Origin of the sequence: Nonomuraea sp. NPDC050227 (assembly GCF_044459705.1) — a bacterium.
Taxonomy (GTDB): Bacteria; Actinomycetota; Actinomycetes; order Streptosporangiales; family Streptosporangiaceae; genus Nonomuraea.
Genome location: NZ_JBITJF010000013.1, coordinates 184099 through 196369, shown reverse-complemented (window position 1 = coordinate 196369; position 12271 = coordinate 184099). Strand labels below are relative to the sequence as shown.

The window sequence follows — 12271 nt, the reverse complement described above, 5'->3', positions numbered from 1 at the left end:
CTACCCGAAGGCCATGTGATGCGGTGTCGACCTCGTTGTCCTAAATGCCGACGTGTTGCAACAGCCGGTCCAGTTTGATGTTGAGGTCGAGGATCTCCGAGCGCAGCGAGTTGAACTCCTCGGCCATCGCCGTCCTGACGAACCGCAGCTCCTCGGTCACCTCGACGCGCAGCGTCGCCAGCTCCGCCTCCGCGCCCTGCTCCCCCGGCTCCTCACGCCACACGGCCGCCTCCTCGCATTCGGTAAGTCACCTTCCGCGACCAAGGATCGCAGCCGGACGCGCGCCGCGCCGCCGGACGGCGGCCGCCGGGAGTGGTTTTCTTCTTCCGGGCCACGATCCTCCGCGCCCCGGAAGAAGACTTGTCATCCCGGACGAGCCGGCCGAGCCGGCCGCCGGGCTCAGATCAGGTCGACGAGGTCGGCGACCGACTCGACGACCAGCGAGGGACGGTAGGGGAAGCGGTCGATCTGGTCGCGCTGGGTGACGCCGGTCAGCACCAGGATCGTGAACAGCCCCGCCTCCATGCCGGAGACGATGTCGGTGTCCATGCGGTCGCCGATCATGGCGGTGGTCTCGCTGTGGCCCTCGATGGCGTTGAGCGCGCTGCGCATCATGCGGGGGTTGGGCTTGCCCACGAAGTACGGCTCGACGCCGGTCGCCTTGGTGATCATCGCGGCCACCGCGCCGCAGGCCGGCAGCGAGCCCTCGGTGGAGGGGCCGATCGGGTCGGGGTTGGTGGCGATGAAGCGGGCGCCGGCCTCGATGAGCCGGATCGCCCGGGTGATCTGGGTGAAGCTGTAGGTGCGGGTCTCGCCGAGCACGACGTAGTCGGGGTCGAGGTCGGTCAGGATGTAGCCGACCTCGTGCAGGGCCGTGGTCAGGCCGGCCTCGCCGATCACGTACGCCGACCCGCCGGGACGCTGGTCGTCGAGGAACTGGGCGGTGGCCAGGGCGGAGGTCCAGATGGACTCGGCGGGCACGTCGAGGCCGGCGCCGGCCAGGCGCACCGACAGGTCGCGCTGGGTGTAGATGGAGTTGTTGGTCAGGACCCGGAACTTCTTGTCGGACTCCTTGAGCCGTTTGATGAATTCGTCCGCACCGGGGATCGGCCGCCCCTCGTGGACGAGGACGCCGTCCATGTCGGACAACCAGGAGTCGATCCGCTTACGCTGAGTCACCCGTTCATGGTATCGAGCGTGCCTTGTCGACTTCTCGCCGCACACGTGAACAATGTTCATCATGTCGTTCACTGAATCCGCCCTGGACATGCGGGACGAACTCATCCAGCTCCGCCGCTCCCTGCACACCACCCCCGAGCTCGGCCTGCAACTGCCGAGGACGCAGGAGAAGGTGCTGGCCGCGCTCGACGGGCTCCCCCTGGAGATCACCACCGGCAAGACGCTCAGCTCGGTCACCGCGGTGCTGCGCGGCGGCCGGCCTGGCCCCGCGGTGCTGCTGCGCGGCGACATGGACGCCCTGCCGGTGACCGAGCGCAACGACCTGCCCTACATCTCCCGGAACGTCGGCCAGATGCACGCCTGCGGCCACGACCTGCACACCGCCATGCTGGTCGGCGCGGCCCGGCTGCTCAGCGCGCGGCGCGCGGACGTCGCCGGTGACGTGATCTTCATGTTCCAGCCGGGCGAGGAGGGACACGACGGCGCCAAGCACATGATCGGCGAGGGCGTGCTCGACGCGGCCGGCGCCCGGCCGGTGGCGGCGTACGGGATGCACGTGGTGTCGGCCATGCTGCCGCCGGGGCTGTTCGCCTCGCGGGGCGGCCCGATGATGGCCGCGGCCGACGTGTTCTGCGTGACGGTGAAGGGCACCGGCGGGCACGGGTCGAGCCCCCACCGCGCCAAGGACCCGATCGCGGCCGGCTGCGAGATGGTGACGGCGTTGCAGACGATGGTGACCCGCACGTTCGACGTGTTCGACCCCGTGGTGATCACCGTGGGCACCTTCCACGGCGGCTCGGCCGACAACGTGATCCCCGACGAGGCGCGCTTCGAGGCGACCGTGCGCACGTTCAGCAAGGAGCACCGGAGGCTGGTCAAGCGGCGTCTGGTGGAGGTGGTCGAGGGCATCGCGGCCGCGCACGGGCTCGCGGTCGAGGCGTCGTTCGGCATGGGGTACCCGGTGACGGTCAACGACCAGGGCGAGGCCGGGTTCGTCTCGGCGACCGCCGACGAGCTGTTCGGGCCGGGCCGCTACTTCGTGGCGCCGCAGCCGGTCATGGGGTCGGAGGACTTCTCGTACGTGCTGGAGGAGGTGCCGGGCGCGTTCGTCTTCCTGGGGGCCTGCCCGCCCGACCGCGACCCGGCCACGGCGCCCTACAACCACTCGCCGGACGCCGTCTTCGACGACTCCGTGCTGCCCGACGGCGCCGCGCTGTACGCCTCGCTGGCCTACGAGCGCCTGTCGAGGTCGTGATGCGCGCCTGGGTGGTGGACCGGCCGGGGCCGATGGCGACCGGCCCGCTCGTGCGGGTCGAGCGGGACGTCCCCGAGCCCGGCCCCGGCGAGGTGCTGGTCCGGGTCGAGGCGTGCGGCGTGTGCCGGACCGACCTGCACCTGGCCGAGGGCGACCTCGCGCCGCGGCGGCCGCGGACCACCCCCGGGCACCAGGTGGTGGGCCGGGTCGAGGGCTCCGGCGAGCGGGTGGGGGTGGCCTGGCTGCGCTCGACGTGCGGCCGGTGCCGCTACTGCCTGCGCGGCACCGAGAACCTCTGCCCGGACTCCACCTACACCGGCTGGGACGCCGACGGCGGCTACGCCGAGTACGTCGTGGCCCCCGCCGGCTACGTCTACGCCCTGCCGGACGACGTGCCGGCCGAGCGGCTGGCGCCGCTGCTGTGCGCCGGCATCATCGGCTACCGGGCGCTGGCCCGCTGCGACCTGCCGCCGGGCGGCCGGCTCGGCATCTACGGCTTCGGCTCCTCGGCCCATCTCACCGCGCAGGCGGCCATCGCGCAGGGCGCCACGGTGCACGCCGTGACCAGGTCGGACGCCTCCAGGGAGCTGGCGCTGGAGCTGGGCGCGGCCTCGGCGGGCGACCGGCCGCCCGAGCCGCTGGACGCGGCGATCCTGTTCGCGCCGGTCGGCGACCTGGTGCCACCCGCGCTGGAGGCGCTCGACCGCGGCGGGACGCTGGCGATCGCCGGCATCCACCTGACCGACGTGCCCGCGCTGAACTACGAGCGGCACCTGTTCCAGGAGCGCACGCTGCGCAGCGTGACCGCCAACACCAGGGCCGACGGCCGGGCCTATCTGGAGCTGGCGCTGGCCCATCCGCCGCGCGTGGCGACCACGCTCTACCCGCTGGAGGAGGCCGGCCGGGCGCTGGCGGATCTGGCCGCCGACCGCGTCAGCGGCGCCGCCGTGCTGGTCGTGGACTGAAGCCCCGCTCCGTCGCACGATGGAGATTGGCGCCACGGTGGACCTCTATGAAGGAAAGTTACATTACACTCACAACATCTGGAGATTATTGACGCTGCCTGCTGGCGACCGTAGGGTCCGGTCAATTCCCTACAGATCCTCAACAGGTCCGACATCCCCCGGAGCGGCAGATGAAGCGACTGGCAGCGGTAGTGGCGTTGCTGGGCCTCGCCACCGCCACAGCGGCGTGCAGTGGTGGTACTAACAACAAGTCCGGCGGCTCGAGCGGTGGTGGTGGCGGGCTCTTCACCACGATCGACGTCAACAGGCCCGGCCTGGAGGCCACGGCCCCGGCCAACCCGTACAACCCGAAGGGCAACTCCTTCCCCGGCTACACGGCGATGAAGCTGGGCTGGGTCAAGAACCACCTGACCGACCCCAACCAGGCCCTCCCCGGCATCGCGGCGAGCTGGGAGATCGCGCCGGACAACTCGGCGATCACCCTCAAGCTCCAGCCGAACGCCAAGTGGTCCGACGGCAAGCCGGTCACCGCCGAGGACGTCAAGATGTCCATCGGCATCGCCTACACCCAGGGCAGCACGGCGTTCTCCATCACGCCGGGCGCCGCGGGCGCGGCGGCTGACGTGACCGTGGTCGACGACCACACCCTCAAGATCACCCAGGACATGGCGAACCCGAGCCCCAAGTTCGCCCGCGGCGTGCTCGACACGTTCGTCCTGCCCTCCCACGTGTGGAGCAGCGTGCTCCCCGCGGACTTCTGGGACCAGCTCAAGGCCTCCAGGGGCGAGGGCGCCGAGGCCGACAAGGCCCGCGAGACCATCACCGGCCTGGGCGAGAAGGTGCTCACCTTCGCCCCGCCGAAGGACACCTCGGCCGGCCCGTTCGTGCTGGAGCGGGTGAACCCGTCCGAGGCTCTGCTGGTCAAGAACAAGTACTTCTACAACGCCGCGAACGTGGCGCCGGCGCAGGTGAAGTTCCTCAACTACACCGGCAACGAGCAGATCTGGAACTACCTCACCGCGGGCAAGCTCGACCACGCCGGCTTCACCGCCGCCCCGTCCGACGTGATGAACCGGATCAAGGCGGCCGCCGGCAACGAGGTCATCAAGGGCTACTCGCCGGTCGCGGTGAGCATGGCCTTCAACCAGTCCAAGAAGCCGTACGACAACGTGCACGTGCGGCGCGGCCTGGCCTACCTGATCAACCGCGAGGAGGTCACCAAGGTCGCCTCGCCCGAGGGCGGCACGGCGGCGGTCACCACCAGCGGCATCCACCAGAAGGCCGCGCAGGCGTGGATCCCCGACGAGCTGCCCAAGCTGGAGCCGTACGCGCCCGACGTGGCCAAGGCCGAGGCCGAGTTCAAGGAGGCCGGCCTCACCAAGAAGGACGGCAAGTGGACGCTGGCCGACGGCTCGGCGTGGAAGGTCTCCATGCACGCGCCCTCCGGCTTCTCCGACTGGCTGTCGGCCCAGGAGAACATCAAGAGCCAGCTCGTCAAGGCCGGCGTCGACGCCGAGGTCGTCACGGCCAACGACTACCCCCTCTACCTGGAGGAGCTGGCGGCCGGCAAGTACGACGTGGGCTTCTGGCTGATGGCGCTCGGCCCCGCGCCGTACGACATCTACCAGCGCCTGTACGGCGCCTCCAACGGCTGGACGAACGTCGCGGGCAAGGTCAAGCACTCCGAGCCCGGCAAGGCCGGCAACTGGATGGGCGGCCCCGAGGAGATCGAGGTCGACGGCGCCAAGATCAACCCCGGTGAGCTGACCGGCAAGCTGAACTCGGCCACCGAGGAGCAGGCCAAGCCGATCATGGCCCAGCTCGCCAAGGCCGCCAACCAGGACCTCCCGGTCATCCAGCTCTGGGACTACGTCAACACCCAGTTCGTCAACAACAGCCGCTTCACCGGCTGGCCGCACGACGACGAGATCCTGCGCATGGGCGCCGGCGTCCTGCCCTCGGGCGTCTGGATCCAGCTCGGCATGATCAAGGCGAAGTCGTAGTTCATGGCGCTCATCGCACGACGACTCGCGGGCCACCTGGCCCGCGGGTTCGTCATGATCCTCGTAGTCGCGACGATCAGCTTCTTCATCATCAACAACATCCCCGGCGACCCGATGGCCGCCCGCTACGAGAAGCTGATCGAGCAGGGCATGTCGCCCGACGCCGCCGCGCAGGCCGTCAAGGTCCTGTACGGCTTCCTGCCCGACGGCACGCTGTGGCAGCAGTACACCGACTACATGACCGGACTGCTCCACCTCGACCTCGGCATGTCGGTCAGCCGGCCCGGCACCTCCGTGGTCGACGTGCTCACCGACGCGGCCAAGTGGACCGTTCTACCGGTGCTGGCCGGCACGCTGCTGAGCTTCTTCGTCGGGATCCTGCTCGGCGTGTACGCCGCCATCAAGCGCACCGGCAAGCTGGGCGACGCCCTGGCCATCTCCGGCTCGCTGCTGCACGGCATCCCGCAGTACGTGCTGGCGATGCTGCTCGTGGTGATCTTCGCGACGCTGCTCCCGATCCTGCCGGCCGACGGCTCGGTGGACATCCTGTTCGAGCCCGGCTTCAACGCCGGCTACATCGGCTCGCTGGTCGAGCACGCGGTGCTGCCGGTGGCCACGTACGCGCTGTCGGCCTACGGCGGCTGGATCCTGGCGATGAAGTCGAGCGTGGTCACCGTGCTGGGCGACGACTTCATCCTGGCCGCCGAGCTGCGCGGCATGAAGCGCTCGATCGTGTTCCGCTACATCGCGCGCAACGCGATCCTGCCGCTGTTCACCATGCTCGCCCTGTCGCTGGGCCTGCTGCTGGGCGGCGCGGTCTTCATCGAGAAGATCTTCAACTACCCGGGGCTCGGCTGGCTGCTTATCAGCGGCGTCCAGGACCGCGACTACGGCCTGATGGGCGGGGCGTTCCTGCTGATCACGGTCGGCACGATCATCGCCAACATCGTCGCGGACCTGTTCTACACGGTCATCGACCCGCGGGTGCGCAGCGGAGAGGAGGGCTCGTGAGCGCCACGCTCATCCCGGAGGCCGCACCGGCCGCCTCGGCCATGCGCCGCAACTTCTGGAACGGCGTCTGGCGGGTGATGAGGCGCAAGCCCAGCCGCATGGCCGGGGTCGTCATCATCGCCGGTTTCATCGTCATGGCGGTGATCGGGCCGATGCTGCTGCCCGAGCACCTGCCGGGCAACGCGAGCGCGATCACCCAGCCGCCGAGCTGGGACCACTGGTTCGGCACCGACCCGCAGGGCCGGGACGTGATCGCGCTGGTGATCAAGGGCTCGCGTTACGTCCTGCTCACCGCCCTGGTCACCGCGATCATCACGGTCGTCGCCGGCACCGCGATCGGCCTGTTCTCCGGCTTCAGGCGGGGCCGCTGGGACACCGTGCTCATGCGGCTGACCGACATGAAGCTCACCATCCCCGGCCTGCCGCTGCTGCTGGTGCTGGCGACCGTGTGGAAGTTCGGCAACCCCGTCCAGATGGGCCTGGTGCTCGGCCTGCTCGGCTGGGGCGGCGTGGCGCGGGCGGTGCGCGCGCAGACGCTGTCGCTGCGCGAGCGCGGGTTCATCGAGGCCGCCCGCGGGCTCGGGCTGTCCACCACGCACATCATCGGCAAGGAGCTGCTGCCGAGCATGGCGCCCTACATCGCGATGAACATGCTCATCGCGGTCACCGGCGCGGTCTACTCGCAGGTGGGCCTGTTCTTCCTGGGCGTGCTGCCGTACGAGTCGGACAACTGGGGTGTGATGCTCAACCTCGCCGTGTTCCAGGCGGGCGCGATGATCACGCCGAACGCGCTGGGCTACCTGCTGGCGCCGCTGCTGGCGATCCTGCTGCTCACGCTCGGCATCGTGCTCGTGGTGGACGCCATGGACGAGATCTTCAACCCCCGGCTGCGCGAGGAGTAGCAAGTGGCCGAACAAGCGCCGGGAGTGCGCATCGACGGCCTGACGGTCGTCTACAAGACCCCCGCGGGCGAACTGCCCGCCGTCCGGGACGTCACGCTGACGCTGGAGCCCGGCACGATCACCGGCATCGTCGGCGAGTCCGGCTCGGGCAAGTCCACGCTGGCGCTGTCGCTGCTCAACGCGGTGCAGCCGCCGGGCAGGATCGCCGCGGGCAGCGTCGAGATCGACGGTCTCGGCGACGTGACCGGTTTCGCCGGCGAGGAGCTGCGCAAGGCTCGCGGCCGGCACATCGGGTACGTCTTCCAGGCCGCCCAGAACTCGCTCAACCCGCTCAAGACGGTCGGCAAGCAGCTCCTCGACCTGGGCCGCTCGCACGGCGTCGAGGACCTGCCCGGCCTGGTCCGCGAGGCCAAGGAGCTGCTCGGCCGGATGGGCCTGGACGGCGCGCGCGTGCTCGACTCGCACCAGCACGAGCTGTCCGGCGGCATGCGCCAGCGGGTCGGCATCATGCTGGCGCTGGTGCTCAACGCCCACCTGGTGGTGCTCGACGAGCCGACGACCGCCCTGGACATGATCACTCAGGCGAACATCCTGAAGATCGTCCGCGAGGTGCACGCCGAGCGCGGCCTGACCACGCTGGTGATCACGCACGACATCGGCGTCGTGGCCGAGGTCGCCGACCGCCTGGTCGTCATGTACGGCGGCCGCCTGGTCGAGCAGGGCCCCACCCGCGACGTGCTCGGCTCCCCCAGCCACCCCTACACGCGGGGCCTGATCAGGGCCATCCCGCGGCTCGTGGGCGACATCGCCGAGGCCCAGGCGCTGCCCGGCCGGCCGCCGACGCTGGCCACGGTGCCGAAGGAGGGCTGCGTGTTCAGGGAGCGCTGCGCGCTGCGCATGGACGTCTGCGACACCGTCGACCCGCAGGCCGTGGCGCATGGATCGAGGGTCGTGGCCTGCCACGCCGTGACCGTGAAGGAGCACGCGTGATCACCGGGACCGGCATCGTCAAGACGTACAAGCAGCGCGGCAACGTGCTGGCCGGGCGGGAGGTGCGGGCGCTGCGCGGGGTGGACTTCTCCATCCCCAAGGGCGGCGCGGCCTCCTTCATCGGCGAGTCCGGCTGCGGCAAGACCACGCTGGGCCGGATCATCGCCGGGCTGGAGACCTACGACGAGGGCGAGATCGTCATCGGCGACGTGTCCATGTCGGGGCTCAAGCAGAAGAGGCGCCAGCCGTACTTCCGCAAGATCCAGATGATCCACCAGGACCCGTACTCGGCGCTCAACCCGACCCGGACCATCCACCAGACGCTGCATGCGCCGCTCAGCCTGCGGGCCGGGCAGACCGGGCGGTCGAAGGAGTGGATCGAGGAGCGGGCCGCCGAGGTGCTGTCGATGGTGGGCCTCGACCCGGGCTCGGTGCTGGGACGCTACCCGCACCAGCTCTCGGGCGGCATGCGGCAGCGGGTGGTCATCGCCCGCGCGCTGACCGTCGACCCGGAGATGCTGGTCGCCGACGAGGCCGTCTCGATGATCGACGTCTCGCTCCGGCTGGGCATCCTCGCGCTGCTGAAGGACCTGCGCGAGCGGCTGGGCGTGAGCGTGCTGTTCATCACCCACGACGTGGCCACCGCCCGCTACATCGGCGACGACGGCGAGCTCTACGTCATCTACCGCGGCCAGGTCGTCGAGCGCGGCCCGGTGGACACGGTCATCGCCGACCCGGTGCACCCGTACACGCAGTCGCTGCTGTCGGCCATCCCCGTGCTGCACGGCCTGGAGGAGCCCGGCGCGCAGCCGGTGACGCCGCTGGAGTCGCTGGACGAGAGCAAGGCCGACGAGGGCTGCCTGTTCGCCCGCCGCTGCCCCTTCCAAGGCGAGCGGTGCGCGGGCGAGCGGCCGCTGCTGCAGATCACCGAGGGCGTGCCGCAGCAGCACGCGTGCTTCTACCCCGAGCGGCGCGACGTGATCGCCCGCCCGATGAGCGAGGTGTGATGTCGCCCACCGTCCGCGGCGCGGACCTGGCCGAGGCCGCCCGGGTGGCCGCCGCCGCGCTGACGCTGGACGCGTCCGAGGCTCCCGACCTGGTCCGGCGCCTGGCCGAGCCGCCCGCCGACCGCCGCTGGACGGCCCTCGCGACCGACGGCGGGGTGGTGATGACGTCGGTCTCGTCGAGGGACCCCGAGGTCGGGCACCTGGACCTGCTGGCCGTGCACCCCTCGGTCCAGGGTCGCGGGCACGGGCGGGCGCTGGTGGGGGCGGCCGAGGAGTGGCTGCGGGGGCACGGCGTGCGGCAGGCGCGCTTCGCCGGGAACCCGCCCTGCTACGCCTGGCCCGGCATCGACGTGCGGTACACCGCGGCCGCCTGCCTGGCCGAGAGCCTGGGCTACGAGCGTTACCACGTCGCCTGGAACATGACCGCCGACCTGCGGGCCGACCTGTCCGTCGAGGACGACCTGGCGCGGCTGGAGCAGGCGGGGGTCACGGTGCGGGCGGCGGGCGCCGACCGCTCGGCCGTGGCCGCGTTCGTCGAGGAGCACTGGAACGAGCGGTGGGCCTGGGAGGCGGCCAACGCGACCGGCCTGCACTACGCCGAGCGCGACGGGCGTGTCCTGGCCTTCGCCGCCTGGGGGGCGCGGCCGGCCTGGTTCGGCCCGATGGGCACCGCTCCGGACGCCCGCGGGCTCGGCCTCGGCGGGGTGCTGCTGCGCCGCTGCCTGGCCGAGCAGCGGGCCGCCGGTCAGGAGAGCGCCGAGATCGGATGGGTGGGGCCGTTGCGGTTCTACTCGCGCGCCGTGGGCGCGCGAGCCGAACGCGTCTTCTGGCTCTACCGGCGCGATCTGGCCTGATGTCAGCTGTAGAGCAGATGTCCTTCTGGACGGCCGGGCGGCGGGCACAGCTCGCGCGGGTCGTCCCCGGCCTCCAGGCAGCGCGTGAGCGTGTCGGAGCCCCAGAGCAGGTCGAGGAACAGCTCCTCGCCCTTCCAGACCAGGTCGTCCGGGTAGAGGACGCGGGCCGTGTGCAGCATCGACAACCCGGTCAGCACCGGCCGGAAGGCCCGCGGGTCGTGCACGTGCAGCTGCACCCCGCGGACGGGCAGGCCCGCGTGCTTGTGGAACGTCGGGGTGAACCAGGTGTCCCTGAACCGCACCCCCGGCAGCTCCAGCCCGTTCAGGGCGGCCGCGTAGCGCTCGTCCGCGTACGGCGCCCCGACCAGCTCGAACGGCCGGGTGGTGCCGCGGCCCTCGGAGAAGTTGGTGCCCTCGAACAGCCCGGTGCCCGGGTAGACCAGCGCGGTGTCGGGGGTCGGCATGTTGACCGAGGGCATCACCCAGGGCAGGCCGGTCTCCGCCCAGCTCATGTCCCGCCGCCAGCCCTCCATCGTGACCACCCGCAGATCGGCGTCGAAGCCGAACAGCGCCGCCAGCTCCCCCGCGGTCCTGCCGTGGCGCACGGGCAGCGGGAAGCGGCCCACGAAGCTGGCGAACGCCGGGTCCAGCAGGGGGCCCTCCTCGACGGTCCCGCCCAGGGGGTTGGGCCGGTCCAGCACCACGAACCGCAGGCCCAGCCGCGCGGCCGAGGCCAGCAGGTCGTACATGGTCCACACGAAGGTGTAGAAACGGGCGCCCACGTCGGCGATGTCGAAGACCAGCGTGTCCACGCCGGAGGCGGCGACCACGCGGTCGAGGTCGTCGCCCGACAGCTCGTGGGTGTCGTAGACCGGCAGTCCCGTCGCGGGGTCCACCGCGTCGCGCTCGCTCGCTCCCGCCTGGGCCGTGCCGCGCAGGCCGTGCTCGGGGCCGAACAGCGCGGTCAGGGGCAGCCCCGCGGCCAGCAGGGCGTCGGTCGTGGGGGTCAGGTCGGGCAGGACGCCGGTGGGATTGGTGATCAGGCCGAGACGGGCGCCGCCGGCCAGCGCGGGGTCCGCGGCCAGCCGTTCGGCTCCGGTGCGTACGTGTGACATGGATCCATTCTCTGAAAGATATTTACAACTGAGAAGTAAAGGGTGGAAATTAGCGTCATGATTGATCCGCTGCCCGAGCTGTCCACCGAGCAGAGCGATCCCCGCTACAGCCAGATCGACCGGCTGCCGACGGAGCAGATCGCCCGACTGATGAACCAGGCCGACGCCGAGGTGCCCGTGGCCGTGGCCGCGGCCGTCCCGGCGATCTCGGCGGCCATCGACGCGATCGCCGCCCGGATGGCCGAGGGAGGCAGGCTGCTGTACGTCGGCGCCGGCACCTCGGGACGGCTGGCCGTGCTCGACGCCAGCGAGTGCCCTCCGACGTTCGGCACCGACCCCTCGCTGGTGCAGGGCGTCATCGCCGGCGGGCCGGAGGCGCTGACCCGGTCCATCGAGGGCGCGGAGGACGACGCCGAGGCGGGCGCGGCGGCCATGAAGGACCTGGAGGTGGGCGCGCTCGACTCGGTGGTGGGCGTGTCGGCCAGCGGACGGGCCCCGTTCGTGCTGGGCGCGCTGGCCGAGGCCGCCGGCCGGGGGGCGCTGACCGCGGCGCTGTCGTGCAACACGGGCGCGCCGCTGTCGGCCGCCGCCGAGCACGGGATCGAGGTCGTGGTGGGGCCCGAGGTGGTGGCGGGCTCGACCAGGCTGAAGGCGGGCACGGCGCAGAAGCTCGTGCTCAACATGATCTCGACGATCTCCATGGTCCGGCTGGGCCGGACCTACGGGAACAAGATGATCGAGATGTCGGCCATGAACAGCAAGCTCGCCTCCCGCGCGCTGCGCATGGTGCGCGAGATCACCGGGGCCGACGCCGCGACGGCGGGCGCGGCGCTGGAGGCGGCCGGCGGGCAGGCGAAGACGGCCGTGGTGATGATCCAGCACGGCCTGGACCCCGACGCCGCCCGCGCGCTGCTGGAGTCGCACGGAGAGCGGCTCAGCGACGCGCTCAGCGGCTGACGTACGGGCGGGAGGCGCCGGGGCGCCATCGGG

General features: G+C 71.3%; 12 protein-coding genes. 9 read left to right on the top strand and 3 right to left on the bottom strand.

Annotation, left to right across the window (positions count from 1 at the left end; genetic code table 11):
* Positions 1-40: 40 nt before the first annotated feature.
* Together ACIBK9_RS40670 and ACIBK9_RS40665 are read right to left on the bottom strand one after the other, a co-directional pair.
* Positions 41-223, bottom strand: a complete 183-nt coding sequence (locus tag ACIBK9_RS40670; RefSeq protein ID WP_358293204.1) for a hypothetical protein — start codon at positions 221-223, stop codon at positions 41-43.
* A gap of 176 nt (positions 224-399) precedes the next feature.
* Entirely contained in the window at positions 400-1140 is a 741-nt protein-coding gene (locus ACIBK9_RS40665; RefSeq protein ID WP_364334674.1) for an HAD-IIA family hydrolase, read from the bottom strand.
* Between the two features lie 100 nt (positions 1141-1240).
* On the opposite strand from ACIBK9_RS40665, the gene ACIBK9_RS40660 reads away from it, so the two are divergent.
* The 8 genes from ACIBK9_RS40660 to ACIBK9_RS40625 all read left to right on the top strand — a co-directional run bounded on the left by ACIBK9_RS40660 (position 1241) and on the right by ACIBK9_RS40625 (position 10166).
* Positions 1241-2434 carry a M20 family metallopeptidase gene (locus ACIBK9_RS40660; protein WP_397164207.1) on the top strand — a complete coding sequence of 398 codons (1194 nt, stop codon included), beginning with the start codon at positions 1241-1243 and terminating at the stop codon, positions 2432-2434.
* Positions 2434-3399, top strand: coding sequence for a zinc-dependent alcohol dehydrogenase family protein (locus ACIBK9_RS40655; RefSeq protein ID WP_397164205.1), 966 nt, complete (start codon positions 2434-2436; stop codon positions 3397-3399). The genes ACIBK9_RS40660 and ACIBK9_RS40655 overlap by 1 nt, the downstream gene beginning before the upstream one ends.
* A 170-nt stretch (positions 3400-3569) precedes the next feature.
* Entirely contained in the window at positions 3570-5402 is a 1833-nt protein-coding gene (locus ACIBK9_RS40650; RefSeq protein WP_397164204.1) for an ABC transporter substrate-binding protein, read from the top strand.
* 3 nt (positions 5403-5405) lie between these two features.
* Positions 5406-6413 carry an ABC transporter permease gene (locus ACIBK9_RS40645; RefSeq protein WP_387669935.1) on the top strand — a complete coding sequence of 336 codons (1008 nt, stop codon included), beginning with the start codon at positions 5406-5408 and terminating at the stop codon, positions 6411-6413.
* Positions 6410-7315 (top strand): ABC transporter permease, encoded by a 906-nt coding sequence (locus ACIBK9_RS40640; protein WP_387669937.1) that lies wholly within the window; start codon positions 6410-6412, stop codon positions 7313-7315. Before ACIBK9_RS40645 ends, ACIBK9_RS40640 begins: the two co-directional genes overlap by 4 nt.
* A gap of 3 nt (positions 7316-7318) precedes the next feature.
* Complete coding sequence (locus ACIBK9_RS40635) at positions 7319-8305, top strand: ABC transporter ATP-binding protein (protein ID WP_387669939.1); 987 nt, start codon at positions 7319-7321, stop codon at positions 8303-8305.
* The gene (locus ACIBK9_RS40630) at positions 8302-9312 is read left to right on the top strand and encodes an ABC transporter ATP-binding protein (protein ID WP_397164202.1); all 1011 of its coding nucleotides are present in this window, start codon (positions 8302-8304) and stop codon (positions 9310-9312) included. Before ACIBK9_RS40635 ends, ACIBK9_RS40630 begins: the two co-directional genes overlap by 4 nt.
* Positions 9312-10166: a GNAT family N-acetyltransferase gene (locus ACIBK9_RS40625; RefSeq protein WP_397164200.1), complete on the top strand. Its 855-nt coding sequence runs from the start codon at positions 9312-9314 to the stop codon at positions 10164-10166. Before ACIBK9_RS40630 ends, ACIBK9_RS40625 begins: the two co-directional genes overlap by 1 nt.
* 2 nt (positions 10167-10168) lie before the next feature.
* On the opposite strand, the gene ACIBK9_RS40620 is transcribed toward ACIBK9_RS40625, so the two are convergent.
* Entirely contained in the window at positions 10169-11281 is a 1113-nt protein-coding gene (locus tag ACIBK9_RS40620) for an exo-beta-N-acetylmuramidase NamZ domain-containing protein (protein WP_397164198.1), read from the bottom strand.
* A gap of 57 nt (positions 11282-11338) precedes the next feature.
* Here ACIBK9_RS40620 and murQ point away from each other — a divergent pair, with 57 nt between their 5' ends.
* Positions 11339-12238, top strand: coding sequence for an N-acetylmuramic acid 6-phosphate etherase (murQ, locus tag ACIBK9_RS40615; protein WP_358293220.1), 900 nt, complete (start codon positions 11339-11341; stop codon positions 12236-12238).
* The last annotated feature ends 33 nt before the right edge of the window (positions 12239-12271 follow it).

Coding starts and splice junctions, on each gene's coding strand:
- ACIBK9_RS40625 (WP_397164200.1), top strand. CDS start 9,312: ATGTCGCCCACCGTCCGCGGCGCGGACCTGGCCGAGGCCGCCCGGGTG.
- ACIBK9_RS40620 (WP_397164198.1), bottom strand. CDS start 11,281: ATGTCACACGTACGCACCGGAGCCGAACGGCTGGCCGCGGACCCCGCG.
- ACIBK9_RS40645 (WP_387669935.1), top strand. CDS start 5,406: ATGGCGCTCATCGCACGACGACTCGCGGGCCACCTGGCCCGCGGGTTC.
- murQ (WP_358293220.1), top strand. CDS start 11,339: ATGATTGATCCGCTGCCCGAGCTGTCCACCGAGCAGAGCGATCCCCGC.
- ACIBK9_RS40655 (WP_397164205.1), top strand. CDS start 2,434: ATGCGCGCCTGGGTGGTGGACCGGCCGGGGCCGATGGCGACCGGCCCG.
- ACIBK9_RS40650 (WP_397164204.1), top strand. CDS start 3,570: ATGAAGCGACTGGCAGCGGTAGTGGCGTTGCTGGGCCTCGCCACCGCC.
- ACIBK9_RS40665 (WP_364334674.1), bottom strand. CDS start 1,140: ATGGACGGCGTCCTCGTCCACGAGGGGCGGCCGATCCCCGGTGCGGAC.
- ACIBK9_RS40660 (WP_397164207.1), top strand. CDS start 1,241: ATGTCGTTCACTGAATCCGCCCTGGACATGCGGGACGAACTCATCCAG.